Annotated in this window: 16 protein-coding genes and 1 pseudogene; 3 read left to right on the forward strand and 14 right to left on the reverse strand. The window is 71.7% G+C overall.

Going from position 1 to position 18,576, the window contains the following annotated elements; all coding sequences use genetic code 11:
- The coding region (locus ABT367_RS29760) for a MarR family winged helix-turn-helix transcriptional regulator (RefSeq protein WP_352256360.1) at positions 1-405 on the forward strand (405 nt) is incomplete at its 5' end.
- Between the two features lie 65 nt (positions 406-470).
- On the opposite strand, the gene ABT367_RS29765 is transcribed toward ABT367_RS29760, so the two are convergent.
- The 13 genes and pseudogenes from ABT367_RS29765 to ABT367_RS29825 form a co-directional block, all read right to left on the reverse strand.
- Positions 471-1,322, reverse strand: a complete 852-nt coding sequence (locus tag ABT367_RS29765) for a DUF3626 domain-containing protein (RefSeq protein ID WP_352256361.1) — start codon at positions 1,320-1,322, stop codon at positions 471-473.
- Between the two features lie 19 nt (positions 1,323-1,341).
- On the reverse strand, positions 1,342-1,950 hold the full coding sequence (locus ABT367_RS29770) for a C27 family endopeptidase (protein ID WP_352256362.1): 609 nt from the start codon (positions 1,948-1,950) through the stop codon (positions 1,342-1,344).
- 58 nt (positions 1,951-2,008) lie between these two features.
- Entirely contained in the window at positions 2,009-2,614 is a 606-nt protein-coding gene (locus tag ABT367_RS29775) for a hypothetical protein (RefSeq protein WP_434975568.1), read from the reverse strand.
- Between the two features lie 51 nt (positions 2,615-2,665).
- The gene (locus tag ABT367_RS29780) at positions 2,666-3,355 is read right to left on the reverse strand and encodes a DUF899 domain-containing protein (protein ID WP_352256364.1); all 690 of its coding nucleotides are present in this window, start codon (positions 3,353-3,355) and stop codon (positions 2,666-2,668) included.
- Positions 3,356-3,417: 62 nt separating this feature from the next.
- Positions 3,418-4,221 (reverse strand): FkbM family methyltransferase, encoded by an 804-nt coding sequence (locus ABT367_RS29785; RefSeq protein WP_352256365.1) that lies wholly within the window; start codon positions 4,219-4,221, stop codon positions 3,418-3,420.
- Positions 4,218-4,460 (reverse strand): Trm112 family protein, encoded by a 243-nt coding sequence (locus ABT367_RS29790; protein WP_352256366.1) that lies wholly within the window; start codon positions 4,458-4,460, stop codon positions 4,218-4,220. The genes ABT367_RS29785 and ABT367_RS29790 overlap by 4 nt, the downstream gene beginning before the upstream one ends.
- A 329-nt stretch (positions 4,461-4,789) precedes the next feature.
- Positions 4,790-5,659: pseudogene (locus ABT367_RS29795) on the reverse strand (hypothetical protein); the annotation flags it as partial.
- A 14-nt stretch (positions 5,660-5,673) separates the two neighbouring features.
- Entirely contained in the window at positions 5,674-6,423 is a 750-nt protein-coding gene (locus ABT367_RS29800) for a class I SAM-dependent methyltransferase (RefSeq protein ID WP_352256367.1), read from the reverse strand.
- An 84-nt stretch (positions 6,424-6,507) separates the two neighbouring features.
- Positions 6,508-7,809, reverse strand: a complete 1,302-nt coding sequence (locus ABT367_RS29805) for a condensation protein (protein WP_352256368.1) — start codon at positions 7,807-7,809, stop codon at positions 6,508-6,510.
- Positions 7,806-12,611 (reverse strand): DUF3367 domain-containing protein, encoded by a 4,806-nt coding sequence (locus ABT367_RS29810; protein ID WP_352256369.1) that lies wholly within the window; start codon positions 12,609-12,611, stop codon positions 7,806-7,808. The genes ABT367_RS29805 and ABT367_RS29810 overlap by 4 nt, the downstream gene beginning before the upstream one ends.
- Positions 12,608-13,336: a class I SAM-dependent methyltransferase gene (locus ABT367_RS29815; protein ID WP_352256370.1), complete on the reverse strand. Its 729-nt coding sequence runs from the start codon at positions 13,334-13,336 to the stop codon at positions 12,608-12,610. The genes ABT367_RS29810 and ABT367_RS29815 overlap by 4 nt, the downstream gene beginning before the upstream one ends.
- 35 nt (positions 13,337-13,371) lie before the next feature.
- Positions 13,372-14,532 carry a glycosyltransferase family 4 protein gene (locus ABT367_RS29820; RefSeq protein ID WP_352256371.1) on the reverse strand — a complete coding sequence of 387 codons (1,161 nt, stop codon included), beginning with the start codon at positions 14,530-14,532 and terminating at the stop codon, positions 13,372-13,374.
- Between the two features lie 316 nt (positions 14,533-14,848).
- Complete coding sequence (locus ABT367_RS29825; RefSeq protein ID WP_352256372.1) at positions 14,849-15,883, reverse strand: DUF3068 domain-containing protein; 1,035 nt, start codon at positions 15,881-15,883, stop codon at positions 14,849-14,851.
- Between the two features lie 261 nt (positions 15,884-16,144).
- Here ABT367_RS29825 and ABT367_RS29830 point away from each other — a divergent pair, with 261 nt between their 5' ends.
- Positions 16,145-16,294 carry a hypothetical protein gene (locus tag ABT367_RS29830; RefSeq protein WP_199548970.1) on the forward strand — a complete coding sequence of 50 codons (150 nt, stop codon included), beginning with the start codon at positions 16,145-16,147 and terminating at the stop codon, positions 16,292-16,294.
- The gene (locus ABT367_RS29835) at positions 16,294-17,505 is read left to right on the forward strand and encodes a PucR family transcriptional regulator (protein WP_352256373.1); all 1,212 of its coding nucleotides are present in this window, start codon (positions 16,294-16,296) and stop codon (positions 17,503-17,505) included. The genes ABT367_RS29830 and ABT367_RS29835 overlap by 1 nt, the downstream gene beginning before the upstream one ends.
- A 25-nt stretch (positions 17,506-17,530) precedes the next feature.
- On the opposite strand, the gene ABT367_RS29840 is transcribed toward ABT367_RS29835, so the two are convergent.
- Complete coding sequence (locus ABT367_RS29840) at positions 17,531-18,556, reverse strand: zinc-dependent alcohol dehydrogenase family protein (RefSeq protein WP_352256374.1); 1,026 nt, start codon at positions 18,554-18,556, stop codon at positions 17,531-17,533.
- Positions 18,557-18,576: the final 20 nt, after the last annotated feature.

Genomic DNA, 18,576 nt, shown 5'->3' on the forward strand with positions numbered 1-18,576 from the left:
GTCGTCGCCGACCGGCTCGTGAGCGAGCGCCTCGCCGCCGAGGGCGCGCGCAAGTGGCACTTCGCCGTGCTCGTCGCGCTGGCCGACGCCGGCCCGGCCAGCCAGGCCGAACTCAGCCGCCGTACGGGCATCTACCGCAGCGACATGGTGGCCGTGCTCAACGAACTCTCCGACGCCTCCTGCATCCGCCGCGATCCCGACCCCGTCGACCGGCGCCGCAACGTCATCACTCTCACGGCCGCCGGCCGCCGGCGCATGGAACGTCTCGACGCGCTCATCGCCGAAGCCCAGCGCGAACTGCTCGCCCCGCTCACCCCCGCACAGGAGGGCCAACTCACCCGGCTGCTCACGGTTCTGACCGAGCATCACCGGCCCTCGCACCCGGGTCACGGCGAGGCGCATTAGCCCTTACGCGGAAGGCGCCCGTCGGCGTCGGCCTTTACACGGAAGGCGCCCGTCGGCGTCGGCCCTTACGCGGAAGGCGCCCCGAACCGTGCCAGGAGATGCCAGACCCGCTTCAACGCCTGCTGGTCGTACGCACCCGACCGGGACGCCTCTCCCAGCAGGGCCGGGTCCAAGAAGCCGTCGGCCGCGAGCGAGAGCCCGAGGTCCACGAACTCCTGCCCCCGGAAGTCGCCGCGCGGCGCCAACTCGCCCACGGAGATGCGGAACCCGCCGTGGAACTCCACCGGACAGCCAAGCCTCCGTGCCGACGCCTCGACCTGCGTACCCCGGAAGCAGGGGTCGAGGACCAGCGCCTCGACATCGGCGGCGAAGCGCACCGGGCCGTGCACCTGGGTCTCGATGTAGTCGTCGAGCGCGTCCATGTCGTCGGCGAGTGCGAGGGGGATCAGGTCGCAGGCGGCGGCCACACCGAAGTCGGCCGGCTCCAGGAAGCTGTCCGGATAGCAGAAGGTCGTGCGGGCCGACGCGTCCGCCGACAGGCGGAGATGCGCCGAGCCGAAACGGGGCGCCGCACCGGTGGTCCTGCGGCGGAAGTTGAGCCCGCCGTACACCGGACGCTCCGCGCCCGGCGCATCGTCGTACGCCCCGCCGAAGATCCGGCTCTCCCAGCGCCACCGGTCGCCGCCCTCGTACGCGGTGAGTCCGCCGTTGCTCGTGCCGGTCACGAACTGCGAGCTGTAGAGGCCCTGTTCGGCCATCGCGTCGAGGATCGGGGTGCCGTCGCCGGTGAGGCGGTCGGGGTGGAAGTTCAGCGTGACCCGCAGCGCCGCGTCGAGCGGCCCGCCGCGGGCGAGCCCGGCCACATGGGCGAGGGCGCGCCTGGCCCGATCGGTCAGATGTCCCGTCTCCGTACTCACTCGTATCCCTCCCCGGTACTCACTCGCATCCCTCCCCGAGCCGGGCCACCGTCTCCTCGACGGCCCGGTCCACCACCCGCTCCCGCTCCCCGGGCGTGGCCCGCTTCATCGCCGCGCTCAGCCGCTGCGCCTCCTGAGTGCTCGGCAGGAACCCCACCAGGAGCAGAGGCAGCAGCTTGCGCCGTACGAGGAGTTCGGCCGCGGAGGTCATCTGCGGGCGGCGCACCACGGAGACGTTCACGCGGATCGCGTGCTCGTTGCCCGGCCGTACGCCGGGGCGGTCCGTCTCGACCGCCGCGTACCGGAATCCGTGGGCCCGCTCGCACCCGCCGCACCCGGCAGGCCCGCGCCCCAGCCGCTCCCCGCAGTCGTTGCAGATCAGCCGGTCGTACGCGGCATCGACCACGCGCCAGTCATGCCGGTCCGGCTCACCCGCGACCATTTCGGCCAGGGCCCGCTCCTCGTCCGCGCCCGCACCCCACCGGCGTACGAACGCGGCCCACTCCTCCTCGACGATCGCGTCCACGAGCGCACGGCAGTCGGCACAGTCCGGCGCACCGCCGTACGCGTACTCCCCGCACGCGGCACACCGGCGCACCGCGTCGCCGACCTCCGGTCTCGCCACCATGGTCAGCACTATCTCCCGACGCGGGGTCGCCACGAAAACCGTTTACGCCCAAAGCCGTCTACGCCGCGGGGACGACCTCCTGCAGCAACCCCCACGTGAAGTCCCCGACGTACGCCTTGAGCACCCCGTCCGCATCCGGTGCCTCGAAGGCGAGGCGCCAGCGAGTGGGGGCCGAGCCCTCGAGGAGCTCGGCCGGCGGGAACGCGCGGCCCACCTCGTCCACCGTGGCCGACCAGGGCGCGAGATCCTCCACCGTGCGCAGCTCGGGGCCGGCCGCGCCCGGCGCGCGGATCAGCCACTCGTTGATCACCGCCGCACCGCCCGGCGCGAGCAGTACCTCGAACCGCAGGCCGGGCCAGAGCGGCACCGGCCACAGCAGCGCCTCACAGGCCAGATCCCCGACCTGCCGGCGGATCTTCGCCTCGGGCGCCCCGAGCACCGACCGGTACCGCGCGACCGCTCCACGCCCCCGCGGCGACCGCACCATCGCCTGCCACCGCCGGTTCGCCTCCCGCATCTCCCCCTGGGACACGCCGAGTTCACGCCGTGCGTCGTCCACGAGTAGGGGCTGGTGGTCGGCCATCCGCCGCAGGAGGACGAGCTGGAAGTCGAGCGGGGTGAAGGGGGAGGGGGTCGGAGCGGGGTGTCGTGGCATGCGGGCCATGGTGGGCGATGTGAGGTGGCCGGAGCAAAGAAGACGGCCGAGCGGCCGGGGCTAGGCGCCGTCGGCGCCGTACAGCTCCGCGTACTTCTGCGACTCCATCCACCTGCTGTACGTGGGCGACTGCGGCCAGCCGTCCGGGACGTCCTGCCACTCCTCCTGGCGGCCGTACGGCAGGAGGTCGATGAGCGCGAAGGTGTGGCTGAGCTGTTCGCAGCCGCGGCCGTCGGTGTGCCAGGTGCGGTAGACCTTGTCGCCGTCGCGCAGGAAGACGTTCACCGCGAAACCGGCGCCGGGCGGGGCACCGACGTCCGCGCCGAAGGGGCCCCCGGCCGTGGAGTACCAGGTCATCGGGTTGCCGACGCGCTCCTTGTACGCGAGCGCCTCGTCGATCGGACCCTGCGTGACGATCACGAAGCGGGCGTCCCACTGGGCGAGGAAGTCCAGCCGGGAGTACTGCGAGGTGAAGCCGGTGCAGCCCGAGCACTGCCACTTCTCGCCGGGGAACCACATGTGGTTGTAGACGATCAGCTGCTTCTTGTCCTCGAAGAGATCGACGAGCCGGACCGGTCCTTCGGCGGACTGGAGGGTGTACTCCGGCATCTCCACCATCGGCAGCCGCCGGCGCTGCGCCGCGATCGCGTCCAGTTCGCGGGTGGCGGCCTTCTCCCGTACGCGCAGGGCGTCCAGCTCCCGCTGCCAGGCCTTGGCGTCGACTACCGGCGGTAGCGCATTGCTGCTCACGGTTGCCTCCCTGAGTAGGCGTTCTTCGGTACGAAGAGGTAGACCGGGGCGGCGGGGAGAACTCATCGGTGCGGCCGCAGCGAAGCCGCCGGGACACGCGCCGGACTGGGCCGGCGGCCCTCGGGCAGGAACAGGACCGAGTTCACATACCGAGGGCCCGAGAACGGCAGGACGCGGCGGAGCAGGCCGGCGCTCGCGACATGGGCCGTGCGGTCCTGGTGGGTGTCCAGGTCGAAGTCGTCGAGCGGGAGCCAGGTCGCCGAGGGGAGGACCCAGCCGCGGTAGCCGTGCGTGGTGAGCAGGTCGACGATGGGGGCCGTGGGCTGGATACGGGCCTCGAGCTCGATCAGGAGCGCCGGCCGGTCGCGGTCCAGGGTCTTGCGCGCGCCCTGCAGCGTCGCCATTTCGCTGCCGTCCACGTCGATCTTGATGAAGTCGACCTGGTCCAGGCCGAGTTCGTCGACGGGAACGCACGGGACGTCGACCCCGTGGGTGTGGATGTCGCGGCGGATGAGGGAGGACAGGCCACGGGTGCCGGCGTCCCCCGCAGGGAACCAGAGCCGGGCCGTGCCGGGCTTGTCGCTCGCCGCCGCCTGGATGACGCGTACGTTCGGCGGGGTGATCCGCTCCAGCGTGCGCGCCAGATGCGGTACCGGCTCGATGGTCACGACACTGCGCGCACGGGAGGCGAGGCGGCGCGACCACGGTCCGTACCAGCCGCCGATGTCCACCGCCGTACGGCAGGCACGCGGCAAGTAGTCGTCGAGGTGCGCCAGTTCGGGCTCGAAGCGCGGATAGAGGATCTGGGCGAGGCGGCCCACCACGTGTTCCGGGAGCAGGGGGCCGACGCGTGCGGCGAGGGTCATGAGGCGTCCGCCGCCCCCTTGGCGGCCTCGACCGGCTCGATCCGCTTCAGGAGGCGCTCGTGCTCCTCTTCGGAGGTCTGTTCGCCGGACGACGGCAGCAGCTGGGGGATCCCTTCGAGGATCGGGTAGCGCAGCCGAAGGCGGGGGTTGTAGAGCACCTCCTCGGGGGTGAGGAGATGGAGCGGGCCCTTGTCGAGCGGGCACGCGAGGATCTTGAGAAGGGGGTCTTCGGGTGTCATCGGCAACGTCAACTCCTTGGTTTGCGGCGTTCGTCGAACGACGGTCGTGGTGGTCGTGGCGGCGTACTGGCCGGCGGAACCCGCCGCGGCAGATGCGTCCGGATGGTCCGCCCGGCGGGAGCGATGGGCGGAGGCGGGCGACGGGGGGACCTCGTGTACTTCGGTGGGGTCTCTTCTGTGGGGGTCTGTCCGGACGGAGGGTCCCCCGATGGGCTGGTCGTCGGCGGGGCCGGGGCGGCGCCCGGCTGCGGGTCGGTTTCGGCTGTCGGGTCCGGGGTGGCTGTCGGGTCCGGGGCGGCTTTCGGGGGCGGCTCGGCGCCCGTATCGCCGTCGTGCCGTGGCAGCGCGAGCAGCACCACCACCGCGAGCCCCGTCCCCGCGAGCCGAAGGCCGAGGCGTACCGGATCGGTGGGCAGCGGCTCGCCGTACGCCAGGGTGCCGAGCACCGCGGTGTACAGGCTGGTCACCGTCGTGCACACCGGCACGATCAGCGACGCGCGGGAGCGCTGTAGCGCCGCGGCCGACATGATCAGGCCGAACACGCCCGTGCAGCACAGGAGATAGGGGTACGGGGAGATCAGCAGGTCGAGGAAGCGGTCCATGAACCGCCGGCCGTCGGCGGCGAGCAGATGGCTGGACACGCCCTTGATGGCAAGGGAACTCACGCCGTAGAGCAGCCCGACGGCCACCCCGTACCCGACGCCGCTCGTGGGCATCCGGTGCCGGCTGTTGCGGGCGCGGCTGTCGACCGCCACGTACAGCCACAGGCCCGCCGCGAGCGACGGGACGCAGACCACGATGACCGTCAGGGCCGGTGCGTGCGTGCCGACCTTGTCCGCGCCCTCCTTGAGGGAGAGCACCACCATGAGGAGCGCGGCCAGGATCGCGGCGATGGCCCAGCGCTCCCGGCTGCTGGTCCGCTCGCCGAGCATCCGCGCCGACAGGATGACCAGCAGTACGAGACCGGAGACGAAGATGCCCTGGGCCGCGGCGATCGGCAGGGTGCGGTAGACGAGCAGCTGCGCGCCGAAGCCGGCCGCGAGTGCCACCGCGCCGCCCACCCACAGAGGGCTGCTCAGGACGTGCGCGAGCAGCCGGAAGGGCTGGCTGATGTTGAGCGAGGGCATCGAGGTGAGGGCGCGTTTCTCCAGGACGAAGCCCACGCTGTAGAGCGCGTTCGCGAGCAGTGCCGCCGCCACCCCCCACCACATGGCTAGCCTCCGTCTGAGGGCTTGCGCGCATGGACGAGCAGGATCGAGGACGCCGAGGGCAGCCGGCACGCGGCCCGGTCCAGGGCGCGCAGCGGACGCGGTACGCCATGGAAGGGCGCCCCCGCCAGCCGTACGACCTCGAAGCCGGACGCCGTGAGGAACTCCCGCAGCGCACGCGCCGTGTAGAGGCGCAGATGGCCCACCACCTCCGAGCCCGGGCGGCCGTGGATCCCGCGCAGGCTGACCTCCGAGAACACCGGCTGGACGCCGGCCAGGAGCAGGGCGCGGTTGTACCAGGCGGCCAGGTTCGGTGTGGAGAGCATCAGATGGCCGCCGGGGCGCAGTACGCGGCGCAGTTCGTCGAGGGCCGCGTCCGGGTCCACGAGATGCTCGATGACCTCGCTGAAGAGCACCGCGTCCGCGCAGCCATCCGCCAACGGGAGCCCGCCGTCGGTGAGTTCGCCGCGCACGACATCGGACATATGCGTACGGGCGCGGCGCAGGGCGTCCTGGGACCAGTCGACGCCGATGACGCGATGGCCGGACAGCAGGGGAGCCGCGGTCAGGGCGGCCGAGCCGTCGCCGCAGCCGATGTCGAGCACGGTGGCGGGGGCGGCCACCGCCGGGCCCAGCGCGTCGGCGAGCATCCGCGCCTGGCGCAGACTGCGGGCGTCGCCGGAGGCCACGGGCACCGAGGGGTTCTCGTAGAAGTCCCGCAGGCCGGGACGCGGACGGCTCTGTGTGGTGGTCATGGGCACCCCGGTCGGGTCGTCATCGCCATGGGCACCCCGGGGCGAATCGTCATCACCATGGGCACCCCGGTCGAGTCGTCGTGGTCATGAGCGCCCCGGTTCCGTCGCGTGCAGATAGTGCTCGAACAGATCGCGCAGATGCGCCCCGTCGCCCGCGCTGAGCAGCGACTTGGACCAGCGCAGCGCCAGGTGCAGCCGGCCGGCGGTCGACGCGGTCGTGACCGTGAGGCCGCGCGGGACGCGGGCCGGCGCCGAGAACCACACCGCGTGCGCCCGGCCCGCGTCGCCGAAGTCCAGCGGGTACGGGACCCGGCCGATATTGCTGAGCAGGGTCGTCGAGGTCCACGGTCCGACCGCCTTGCGCAGCCCGCGCGTCACCGCCGCCCGCCAGGCCACCGGGACCACGGGAGCGGTCAACAGGGCCGCGCCGTGTCCCAGTTGGGGCCGCTCCGCGGACTTGAGGGCCCGCGTCCGCTCGGAGGTCAGCCGCAGCAGCTCGTCCATTCTCGAGGCGTCCAACTCCTCGGCGGCGAACGGCACTTCGACCAGCCGCGTACCGTTCCCGATCGGCATCTCCGCCCCGCGCGGACGGTCGTCCACCGGCATCGTGATCCGCATCGGCCGCGGCGCCTTGCCGTGCTCACGGTTCCAGTGCGCGATCATCAGCGCGGTGGTGACCATCAGCTGGTCGTTGACCGTGTACGGGACGCCCTTCTCCCGTCGCGGCACCGGCAGTTCGGCGATCAGCATGCCGTTGCCGGGGGAGCGCTCCGGGGTGCCGGCCGCCACATGCGCGGGCGGCGCCCAGGAACTCGGCATGTCGACGGCCGGCGCCTCGGAGCCCTCGGTACGGACGGGCGGCGCAGCGGGCGAATTGTCCCGCCCGCCGTACAGTTCGGCCGCCGTGGCGAGCACCCGCAGGCAGGCCGGACCGTCGAGCGCCGTGTGGTTGATGGTCAGGAACAGCACGCTCCCTCCCGCCACCTCCGGGTTCTCCACCATCTCGAGCCGGATCGGCGGCGACGCGGACAACGGCGGAGCCTCGGCCAGCGCCCGTACCCGCGCGTGCTTGAGCGCGTCCGGGCCGGGCGGCGGGAAACTCACCACGGGCACATCGGGCCCGTCCGTCAGCTCCCACTCGTACCGCCGCCGGTACCAGCGCCCCGCCGCCTCCCGCATCAGAATCCGCGGATGGCGGCGCAGCGCCTCGCCGAAGGCCTCCCGCAGCCGCTGCCGGTCGGGCTGTCCGGGCAGATGCACCTCGATGTGTACGGTCTCGGGCTCCTCCTCCTGCAGACAGTGCCGTGCCACCTCGTCGACCACCGGGAACGGCACCCGGCGCGGGGTGGCCGCCGGTCGCGAGGCGGGGTGCTGCACGGCGGTCATCGGTCCTCCGATCGGTCTCCACGGTCTTCGTCGTCGGGAGGTGCGTCCCGGGTCTCCCTCGGGTCGTCGGGGCGGGCGTCGTACGGGGGCACCTCGTCGGACGGCGGTGCGGTGTCGGCGGGTGGCGGGGCGTCGGCCGGTGGTGCGTCGGCCGGCGGCTCCTCACCCGTCGGCAGCGGCCGTACGACGAGATCCGGACCCGTCCCGTAGGCGGGCGTGCCCTTCGCGGGCGGCTCGAAGACGGACGGTTCCGCGCCGGACGGGTCCTCGGCGGCCCCCTCCTGCGCCGGCTTCTCCAGATCCAGCGGCCACGCCTGCTCCGTCTCCCCGGGTGTCCCCGGCTCCGCGGGCCCGGCGGACTCGGGTGACTCCGCCTGCTCCGACTCCGATGCCGCGGCACCGGCAGCACCCGCGGCTCCGGCAGCACCCGCGGCACCCGCTCCCGCGGCCCGCCTGCGCCGAGGCAGCCGGAAGGTCGGCCGTTCCTCGTCCGGCTCCGGCTGTGCGGCTCCACGCCCGCGAGCCGACAGAGTGGGACTCGCCGCGTACGGCGCCGGGGTGCCCAGGGGCAGCGTGGTACCCGAACTGCCCGACGTATAGCCCCCGTACGGCCCCGGGTCCGGATATCCGCCGGAAGCGGGCGCAGCGCCCGACCCCATCCTGGCGGCCGCCTGCCTGCGCATCCCGTCCGTCCCCACACTCACGAGGGCGGCGAACAGTGCGATCAGCGCGAGGAGTTGAGCAGCGGGCGAGAACGCGCCCTCATCCGCCACCGTCGCCTGCCCGGCCCCTGCGGCGGCCGCGATCCCGGCTCCCGCCATCGCCACGAACGCGATCGGCACGAGCAGCGCATGCCGCCACCAGGCGAGCAGCGCGAGCGCCGGTACGAGCAGGGCGAACGGTCCCGCGATCACCACGCCCACCAGGGTCAGCACCACGGTGCCGAGGATCAGGCCGGCGTCCGGCGGCACCGGGGACGGCCCCTGCCGGTTGGTGTCACGGCGCCAGACGACCAGCGCGACCAGCAGGAGCAGGATGAGCACACCGGCCGCGATGAGCCCGATCTCGTAGGTCGCCGCGGGCTCGAACTCGAGGTCGATCGTGCCGCTCGCGCCGTCCGGCACCAGGAAGCCCTGCTGCCAGCCGTCGAGCCGCACCGGCGAGAGCTCCTTGCCGTCGAGGGTGGCCTTCCAGCCGTCGTTGAAGTTCTCGTACATCGTCAGATACGCGGCCGCGCCCGAGTCGACGGTCAGGGAGCGCCGGTCGCCCTCCCAGTCGTTGACGGTCAACGACCCCTGGTCCTTGGCGGGTTCGGGAGCGGAGCCCCGGGTGAGCCGGACATCGGTGATCGCCAGTGCGCCCTCGTCGCCCGCCTGGACGCGGTGGGTCCCGGAGCCTAGCTCGACGCCGTCCGCGCCGCCGCACAGCTTGACCTCGATGGGGCGGCGCTCCATCAGGTCCTGGACCGTGCCGGTGGCGCTGGTCTGCTGCGGGGAGCCGTCGATGGTGAGCTCGGGGCCGTCGCCGCACTCGAGCGTGAAGCGCCGCTCCGGGTCGGGCTGCTTGGTCCGGTACTGCTCCAGGTCGGGCAGGTAGACCTCGGTCAGACCGACCGGAAGCTGCAACTTCTCGTCGGCGAGCGGGTTGTGGACGGTCAGCGGCGCCGTCTCGGTGATCGTGATGTCGAGCCGGTCGGTGGTGATGGGGTCGAAGCGGGCGGCGCCGTTCTCGTCGATACCGACGACGGTCGACCCGTTCGGGGAGCTGATCTCCGCCTTCAGCGGCCGGGTGGACAGACCGCCGGCCGCCGCGAACACGATGTGGTCGACCTCCTTCGCGTCCGGCCACTTCAGATGGATCACGTTGGAGTCCCCGGCGATCCACGCCGTGGTGAGATCCCCGTCCGTGAGGTTGCGCGGGGACAGGCCCCGGCCCAGCTGAGCCGTCGAGTCCGCGGTCGCGATGAGCTGCTGCTCCTGCTCGGGCGCGACCTTGTAAAGGAGCTTGTCGTAGGCCTCACCGGGCACCGAGACCGCGCTGGCCTCGAGGCTGTACTCGCCGGCCGTCTTCACGTCGAACTGCCGGTTCAGACCGGCCTCCGCCGACAGCGGCGAGAGACCGCCCGGGTCGGCGGAGCGGTGCAGCGAGTACGTGGTCGCCGAGGCCTGGGTGCCGGCGGCGTCCGCGGGCAGCGCGAGCATCCGGTTCACCTTGACCCCGGGTACGGAGACCTCGGAGAAGCCCGCGCCGGACAGACCGGGCCGTGCCTCCTCCACGTCCAGGATCGTGATCTTCAGCCAAGTGGCCGATCCCGAGGGCGCCTTGATCTTCTGCTCGGCGCCGTTCGCCTGCAACGTGCTCTCCACGGGCTCGCTGCCGCCGTCCGTCTCGACCCGCACCCGGGTGGGCGCGGCCCGTACGCCGTTCTGCGCGAGCGGTGTCACGGAGAGCTCGCCCGGTATGTACTGCCGGCCGTCGAACGCGACCCGCAGCCACTCACCCTCGGGGTCTCCGGCGCTGCCCTCGGTCCATGCGGTCGAGGGGTTGTCGTCGAAGGCGTTCACCGGGTCGTACTGCGGCAGATAGAAGAACCAGTTGCCGCTGGACGAGGCCGTGACCTCCTTCGCTCCCTGCAGCACGGCCGTCGTCTGGTGCTCGATGCCTTCGCTGGGCAGGACCTGGCGCGGCTTCCTGCCCGGCTCCTGCATGCTCTCGCTGTGGTTGCGCTCGTCCTTCGTATACGTATAGGAGGTGTTGTTGTTGACCAGGCCGAAGCGGGTGTCGGCCCGGCGCAAACCGTCGCCGACCGCCTGGAGCCCGGGCGATCCGACGCCCGGGTGGTTGTCGCCGGCCAGAACGGCCGGACGGTCGCGCATCGCCGGATCGGCGGACAGCGGGAGCAGCGCCTCGGGGCCGCCGCTGACCACCGCGGTGTTGGCGGCCGGCTTGAGCCCGGCCTGCCCGGGACGCTCGGTGGCGTCCGACGGTGCGTAGATCTCCACGGCGCGTGAGCGCGGGTACAGACCCTCGACCTGGATCGGGGTGTCGTCGGTGATCCGGCCGCCGGTCGTCTGCGGCCCGAGTCCGGTCACCCGCTCGTAACCGGACTCCTCGAGCGTCCGCTTGACCGTCGACGTCGGTACGTAACCCACCTGGTCGGGGTCGAGGTCGTTGCGGACGACGACGTAGTGCAGACCGGCCCGGCTCAAGTAGTCCTGCAGACCCGGCACTTCACCGCCGGTCATCAGTGCCTGCTCGACCGCGTCCATCGCGCGCCGGTTGCCGGGCTGCCCGAACGGCACGTAATCCCGCTGGGCGAAACGCGAATCGGCGAGCACGTCGAGGGGCTGGTCGATGGGGGAGCCCCAGGTGTAGATGCCGTGCGCGGTGGCGGGCACGACCAGGGCACGCGAATCGGGGGAGTACTTCTTCAGCCAGTCGGCCGTCGCCTGCCAGTACGTGGGCAGCTTCTGGAACGAACCGGGCTGCAGGATATTGCCGTTGAGATACGGAAGCAGCAGCCCGGGAATCACCAGGACCGCCGCGATCATCGGCGCGAGGCGCCGTCCCCGCACGGGACGTGCGCCGCGTGAGACGGCGGCGACCCCGACGAGATGCATCAGACCGAAGGCGAGCGCGAGCGCGAGACCCGTCTGGAACTTGTAGATGTTGCGGAACGGCACCAGCCAGCCGTCCAGCCAGCCCTGGAAGGTCTCGGCGAACGGAGCGCCGAACGCACCGCCGTAACCCGCCATGGTGACCAGGGCGACCGAGATCACGGTCAGCACCAGCCAGCGCCGCTCCGGCAGATCGCGCCGGGCCAGGCCCGCGAGACCGAGGGCGGCGGCGAGCGCCGAGCAGACGATGAGGACCACACCGTTGGCCACGTCCCAGCCGGCGGGCAGCCAGGGTTCGCCGAAGTTCAGATACGCCACCCAGTTGCCGCCGCCGCGAAGGACCTCCGTGCCGGACATGGTGGCCGTGGTGGTCTCCGCGGTCTCCACGTACGCCAGGAAGTTCTCTCCGTGGATGCCGAGCAGGAGCAGCGGGACGATCCACCATGCGGTGGCGAGGATGACGCCGGGCACCCACCACAGGATCATCGCGCGCTTGCGCGGGCCGTTCGGGCGGGACAGGAGATAGAGGCCGACCGGCAGCAAAGAGGCAAGCACCGAGGCCGCGTTGACCCCGCCCATGAACGGGATGATCGCGGCGGAGCGCAGCGCCGCGAGCCGGGCGCTCACCCGGTCGTTCGCGAGCGGGAGCAGTACCCACGGCAGCACGGCGCCGGGCAGGGCCGCCGCCGAGGTCGAGCCGACGACGATCGTGTACGTGGGCCACAGGGCGTAGACCATCGCGCCGAGCAGCCGCGAGTGACGGCTGCCGATGTCGAGGCGTTCGGCCAGCCGCAGCGCCCCCCAGAACGCGGTCGCGACGATCAGCGACATCCACAGCCGCTCGGTCAGCCAGACCGGCAGCTGGAGGAGGTCGGCGATCCCGTAGAAGGGGAGCTGGGGGAAGGCGTAGCCGATGTACTGGTCGGAGATCCCGCCGAACCCGTTGCGGTCGTGCCACAGCTGACCGAGGTCGCCGAAGAACTTCCACGGATCGACGTTGACACCGAGTTTGGTGTCGAAGGTCATGCGTCCTGGCGCGGCCGCCAGGAAGAGGACGAACACCACGGCCCAGAACCCGAGCAGCCAGCGCCGCGAGCGCGGCCCTTCGGGCGGCCCCTGGGTCGGCGGCGCGTTGGGCGCCGGCGCCTGGGGCGGGAGCTGCGGGGACTGGACCGTGCTGGTCATGGACACCGCCGGAGAATGAGAAGGAGATTCCAGGTGGCGAACTCACGCAGTCCGGGCACTCTCGTCACGGCCCCCGCCAGGAACGGCCAGTAGCGGGAGCGGGCCGAGACGATCTCGACGTCGTCCCGGGCCCGTACCTGGCGGAGTGTCGCGCCGATGTGGATCGCGTAGAGGTTCTCGCCGAGTGTGTGCTTGGCGGGCCTCGCGGCCCGCCGCTCGTAGCGTCTGCGGGCGCGCTCGGCGCCCAGGTAGTGCCAGGGCGCCCACTCGTGGCCGCCCCAGGGGGAGTACCAGTTCGTGAACGACACGTAGATGAGTCCGCCGGGCCGGGTCACCCGCACCATCTCGCTGAGGAAGGTGCCCGGGTCGTCCACGTGCTCGAGGACGTTGGACGAGAAGGCCACATCGGCGACCCCGTCCGCGAGGGGAAGCAGATAGCCGTCGGCGAGCACGGTGCCCTTCGGGGGCTGTTTGCCGATTTCGCCTGCGTCGGGTTCGAAGAGATAGCTGTGCGCGCCGCGCCGGCGGAACTCCTCGGTGAAGTAGCCGCCCCCGCCGCCGATGTCGAGGACCGTGCGGCCTTCGAGGGGACCGTATGCCTCCACCTGGTCGGCGGCGTCGCGGGCGAGCAAGGTGTAGCAGTGCTCCGGGTCCTGCTGTTCGCGCAGGAACGCACGGAACAGGGCCAAGGACCTCCGTACGGAAGGATCTTTGGTCCTCCGCACGGAAGAGTCCTTGGCCGCCGCCCCCGTAGCTGAACTCACCGCACCCGCCCCCGCCTCAGCGCGACCGCCTCCGCGGCCACTGCCTGGAACTGGCGCACGGTGTGCGACCAGCGGTAGCGCGCCGCTCTGTTGGCGGCCGCCTTGCCCATGGCCTTACGGCGCTCCGCGGACAGCGCGAGCGTGCACCAGGCCGCCGCGAACGAGGACTCACCGCGGGCGAGGATGCCGGTCACGCCGTCCTCGACAGAGTCCCTGAGCCCGGGAACATCGAATCCGATCGCGGGAGTTCCGCGGGTCGCGGCCTCCGTGACGACCAGGCCCCAGCCCTCCACGGCGGAGGGGTGGAGCAGCAGCCAGGAGGCGCAGAGCAGCCGGTGCTTCTCGGCCTCCGATATCCGTCCGGTGAACTGGACGTCGGGACCGGCCATCTGCTCGAGCCGCTCCCGCTCGGGACCGTCACCGACGATCACGAGGCGGCCGCCGGTGACCGGGCGGACCCGCTCCCACAGCCGCAGGAGCAGATCGATCCGCTTGTACTCGACGAGCCGGCCCATCGCCAGGAACAGGGGCTCCTCCGAGCGTGGTTCCTGCGGGCCTGGCTCGTCCACGCCGTTGTGCACGACGCGGATGCGTTCACGCGGTACGCCGATCTCGCGCAACGCCGTTGCCGTCGAGGGGGAGACGGCGACCAGGAGATTGCCGCGCTGGGCGCCGGACAGCGCCCAGTGCTCGAGTCTTCGGCCGAGCCGGGCCGCGGGGCCCGGATAGCGCATCCCCCACAGGTCGGTGTGCACATGGTTGACCAGGCACAGCGTCGGTCCCCTGTGCCACAGGGGCGCCAGATACGGCATGCCGTTGCAGACCTCGACGAGCAGGTCGCAGTCGCCGACCTGACGGGCGAAGGCCGAGCGGGCGCGCAGATGGTGGGCGAGGTCGCCGCCCGCGGAGACCACCCGGTAGTCGCGGTAGGCCGCGGGCCCGCCGCACAGCAGCGTCACCTGGTGGCCGGCGTGGGTCAGGCCCTCGGCCAGCTGGTCGACGAGCAGTTCGCTGCCGCCGGCGGCCGGGTTGCCCAGGTCGCGGCGGGCCAGGAAGACGATGCGGCGCGGGTAAGGCGGTATCGCGCTGTCGAGGGCAGGGTGCAGAGCCTCCTGAGGGGAAGAGTCGCGCAGCGAGGGGGGTACGTGCTGGGGCATTCGAGCTCCAACTCGTCTCGGGGTGCGGAACGTCTGTGGGGGGATCGTTCGGGGGCCGATAGGAGGTGGCTTCTGCCTTTCCTTACGGTCGTGCGGTGCTATGGGGGAGCACGTCAACTCGTGTGGTGCGAGTGGGGATTTCCGTCTGTGGACCGGCTGTGCACTTTCGGTAGGGCTCTCAAGTGGAGAGACAGTTTTCGCCCCCGTGTTCGCTCCGGCTACTCACGGAGGTGACAATTTCGGGCCCACTTGGGGCTGACGGCTCATCACTTCGTGAGGAAGTCCTCGGTGGCACCCGGGTGTGGGCACAAGTGGTCTAAACCGGGGCAGAAACCGGTGCGGGTGCCGGCGATCCCGATTCCGGTTCGTTCGGCGGCCCGGCGTTCGGCCGCTCCCGCCCGCGGATGACGAGCACCGCGCCGACCGCGACCAGCACGAGCCCGAGTGCCCCCGCTCCGACGGGCAATGTCCCGCCGACCAGCTTCAATCGGTTGCTGTCGTCCTCGGCCAGCGCGACCTGCGCCTTCTGGGTCTTCTCGGTGAACGCGATCTTCTCGCTCTCGAGCAGCACCACCGCGTCCTCGTCCGAACCCGGCGCCCGCAGCGTCTTCTTGGGTCCGATCTGCGCGTAGATGATCCGGCCCGTGCGCTGGTCGGCGACCAGCTCGATGCCGTGGTTGGCGTACCACTCCTCGGCCATCACCTGGCTCGCCTGGGAGCCGACGAGCGCGCCCGGCACCTGGCGCGTCCCGGTCTTGACCGGGTCCACCTTCGCCTTGAACAGCAGGCCCTCGTACCCCTGGACCTTCCGCTTGCCCTCGTACGTGAGCGGCACCGTGGCGCCGAGGGTGTTGTCCCACCAGCGATAGGAGCGTTTCTCCACGTCGAAGGGGAACTTCAGGTAGGCCTCGCCCTCGAAGTAGGGCTCCTCCTGGCAGCAGTGCACGGGCCGGTTGGTCTCGCGGTCCGTGACCCAGCGTTCCTGGGTCCACTGCAGCGAGTCGTGCGGCGAGGAGGCCGGCAATGTCGTCTTCTTCTGACCGGCCGGGACCGCATCGGTCCTGGTCCAGTCGACCGAGGTGACCACGTCCCAGACGGCCACCTCGTCGCTGCTGTCGGCGACGTCGCCGCGGACCTGGCGGGTGACCGTGAGGTCCTGGTTCTTCAGGGTCTCGACCTCACCGGTGTCGAAGTAGGCGCCCTTGCCGGTGAAGACGGTCGTCGTGTCGATATCGGTCGGAGTGCGCTTGGCGCGCGGTTCCACGTACCAGGCGAGCATGGGGGCGAGGACGAGCAGAAACACGCCCAGCCCCAGGATGAACAGCGACAACGGGGAAGCGGTACGGCGCATCCGGGCACTCCAAGGAGGGTCGGGTCGAGTGCGGCACCCCGGTCGAGGGCGCCGTTCGGTGGTGCGCGAGACGTGCACGAGCTGTACAAAAACAGCATGTGCTGTATGGGCCGGGAACCGTAGGCGCACTCTTGACGCACTGTCAATGGACCCTCAACACTGGGCACTTGCCGGATGGGGCCGGCAGTGGACCGGTTGGGCTCTCTACCGATACGGGTTGTGGTGACCACTCAACCCGTGAGTCGAGAGGCGGACCCCGTCATGCACAGACTTGTCGCCGGCGCACTCACCGCGGCCGTCGCCGCGGTACTCGCCGTCGCCGCGGCCTTCGGCATCGTGGCGCTCCTGAACGCCACACCCGACCAGCCCAACACCCCGCTGATCAGTTACGAGACGCCGCAGGACCGCTGATGGCCGTGACCGGCCACTCGGCGTGGCGCGACGTACCGCGACTGCAGGTGAAGCTGTTCGCCGAACGCGCCCTCGACGAGGTGCCGCGGCTCGCCGACGACATCCTGCGCGAGATCCGCCGCGAATACCCCCAACTCCAGCTCGTCCTGGACGAGTCGGGCGAGCCGATGGCCCTGATCGGCATCCGCCGCGCCCTCGACGGCTTCGTACGGGAACTCGCCACCCGCGAGGACCGGCCGCGCTATCAGCTGGAGATCTTCCAGGAGTTCGGCCGCGGCGAAGGCCTGCACGGCCGCACCCTCGACTCCCTGCAGGCGGTCTACCGCCTGGGCGTGCGGCTCGCCTGGCGCCGGCTCACCGAGATCGGACAGGAGGTGGCGATCCCGCCCCCTGCCATGTACGAGCTCGCCGAGGCGGGCTTCGAGTATCTGGACGGCCTTGTGGACTTATCGGTACGCGGCTACGCCGAGGCAGCAGCCCGCCAGGCCGGTGAACGCCTGCGCCTGCAGCGCAAGTTGATGGAGCTGCTGCTCGCCGAACACCGCAGCGACCCCTCCGACCCGCTCGCCGAACGCGCCGCCCGGGTCGGCTGGGACCTGCCCGAACAGGTCGCGGTCGGGGTCCTTCGCCGCCCGGCCCGCGAGGCCATGGCGCCCCCGGTCGGCCAAGGCGTCCTGCTCGACATGGAGAGCGAGCAGCCGCGCATGGTCGTGCCCGACCCGGACGCGGCCGGCCGCGCCGAACATCTGCGCCGCGCGCTGAGCGGCTGGTCCGGCGCCATCGGCCCGCCCGTGCCCCTCGCGGACGCGGCCAAGTCCCTGCGCTGGGCGGAGGCCGCGGCCGGTCTCATGGAACGCGGACTGCTGCCCGCCGGCGAAGTCCTCTTCTGTACGGAGCACACCGAGGCGCTCGTCCTGCTCCAGCCCGAGGAGCTCCTCGACGACCTCGCCCGCCGCTGCCTCGCGCCCCTCGCGCACTGCGGCCCCTCCCACGGCCGGCGCCTCGCGGAGACCCTGCTCGCCTGGCTGGAGACCCGCGGGGGAGCCCCCGAGGTGGCCGCCCGCCTCGGCGTCCACCCGCAGACCGTGCGCTACCGCCTGCGGCAGATACGGGAGTTGTGGGGCGACGAGGTCGACGACCCGGACCGCCGCTTCGAGCTGGAACTGGTGCTGCGGGCCCAGCGGTTGAGGGGGGTGCTCGGGGGCGGGTGAGGCGGGCGGCGGGTGAGGGTGGGGCTCAAGCCACCCTCACCACGATCTTCCCGGTGTGCGCGGAGGACTCCATCAGCCGGTGCGCCTCCTGGATCCGGTCGAGCCCGTCGAAGGTCTCCGCGATCACCGGCGCCAGGGCGCCCGACGCGAGACCCGAGGCCAGATAGGCGCGGGCGCGGTCACGGAAGGCCTCATCGTCGATGAGGACGCCGTTGTTGTACGTGTGCACGGTGAGCGGCCAGTTGAAGGAGAGGCGGATCGGACCCGGGTCCAGCCACCCGTAGAGCACCACCGTGCCGCCGGGCCGCAGCGCGTCGCCCACCGTCGTGAAGCCGGGGCCGCCGATCGCGTCGAAGGCCAGGTCTGCGCCCTTGCCCCCGGTGATCCGGTGGACCTCCTTCACGAGGTCCTCCGTGTCCGTCACGATCACGTGTTCCGCGCCCAGCTCCAGGAGCCGCTCCCGTTTGCCCTCGCCGCGCGTGGCGACGACCGGGATCGCGCCGGCACGCTGTACCACCTGAATCGCCGCTGTCCCCACGCCACTTGAGGCACCGGTGATCAGTACATGGTCACCGGGGGCCATGCGCGCGGTCTCGTGCAGGGCGCCGTACGCGGTGGTGTACGTCAGCCAGGCCGCCGCGGCGGTCCGCGCGTCCACGCCCTCAGGGCTCCGTACCCAGAACTCGGCCGGGTGGACGACCCGTTCGGCATGCACCCCGTGCGTGCCGAAGTCGAACCCGGCGGTGGCGAGCACCTGATCCCCGGGTGCGAACGCCGTGACCCCCTCGCCCACGGCCTCGACCACGCCCGCCGCCTCGTAGCCGAGCCGCGAACCCGGCAGTGTCGCCCGGTAGTAGTAGCCGCCCGAACGGAACAGCGCCTCGGCCCTGTTGAGCCCGACCGCCTCGATACGGACCTGGATCTCGCCCGCGCCCGGGGAGGGCAGCGGCACCTCCTCGACCTTCAGGACCTCGGGACCGCCGAGGGAGTCGAAGACGACCGCCCGGGTCACGCCGGCGGACATGCCCCTGTGCTGTGTGTCAGTTGTCATGCCGACGACGCTACGGAGCA

Source organism: Streptomyces mesophilus (assembly GCF_040300965.1).
Classification (GTDB): domain Bacteria; phylum Actinomycetota; class Actinomycetes; order Streptomycetales; family Streptomycetaceae; genus Streptomyces; species Streptomyces mesophilus_A.

Bases quoted from the DNA above. Each gene is read 5' to 3' on its own strand.
- ABT367_RS29770 (WP_352256362.1), bottom strand. From the start codon at position 1,950: ATGGTGGCGAGACCGGAGGTCGGCGACGCGGTGCGCCGGTGTGCCGCG.
- ABT367_RS29775 (WP_434975568.1), bottom strand. From the start codon at position 2,614: ATGGCCCGCATGCCACGACACCCCGCTCCGACCCCCTCCCCCTTCACC.
- ABT367_RS29785 (WP_352256365.1), bottom strand. From the start codon at position 4,221: ATGACCCTCGCCGCACGCGTCGGCCCCCTGCTCCCGGAACACGTGGTG.
- ABT367_RS29790 (WP_352256366.1), bottom strand. From the start codon at position 4,460: ATGACACCCGAAGACCCCCTTCTCAAGATCCTCGCGTGCCCGCTCGAC.
- ABT367_RS29800 (WP_352256367.1), bottom strand. From the start codon at position 6,423: ATGACCACCACACAGAGCCGTCCGCGTCCCGGCCTGCGGGACTTCTAC.
- ABT367_RS29805 (WP_352256368.1), bottom strand. From the start codon at position 7,809: ATGACCGCCGTGCAGCACCCCGCCTCGCGACCGGCGGCCACCCCGCGC.
- ABT367_RS29810 (WP_352256369.1), bottom strand. From the start codon at position 12,611: ATGACCAGCACGGTCCAGTCCCCGCAGCTCCCGCCCCAGGCGCCGGCG.
- ABT367_RS29820 (WP_352256371.1), bottom strand. From the start codon at position 14,532: ATGCCCCAGCACGTACCCCCCTCGCTGCGCGACTCTTCCCCTCAGGAG.
- ABT367_RS29825 (WP_352256372.1), bottom strand. From the start codon at position 15,883: ATGCGCCGTACCGCTTCCCCGTTGTCGCTGTTCATCCTGGGGCTGGGC.
- ABT367_RS29830 (WP_199548970.1), top strand. From the start codon at position 16,145: ATGCACAGACTTGTCGCCGGCGCACTCACCGCGGCCGTCGCCGCGGTA.
- ABT367_RS29835 (WP_352256373.1), top strand. From the start codon at position 16,294: ATGGCCGTGACCGGCCACTCGGCGTGGCGCGACGTACCGCGACTGCAG.
- ABT367_RS29840 (WP_352256374.1), bottom strand. From the start codon at position 18,556: ATGACAACTGACACACAGCACAGGGGCATGTCCGCCGGCGTGACCCGG.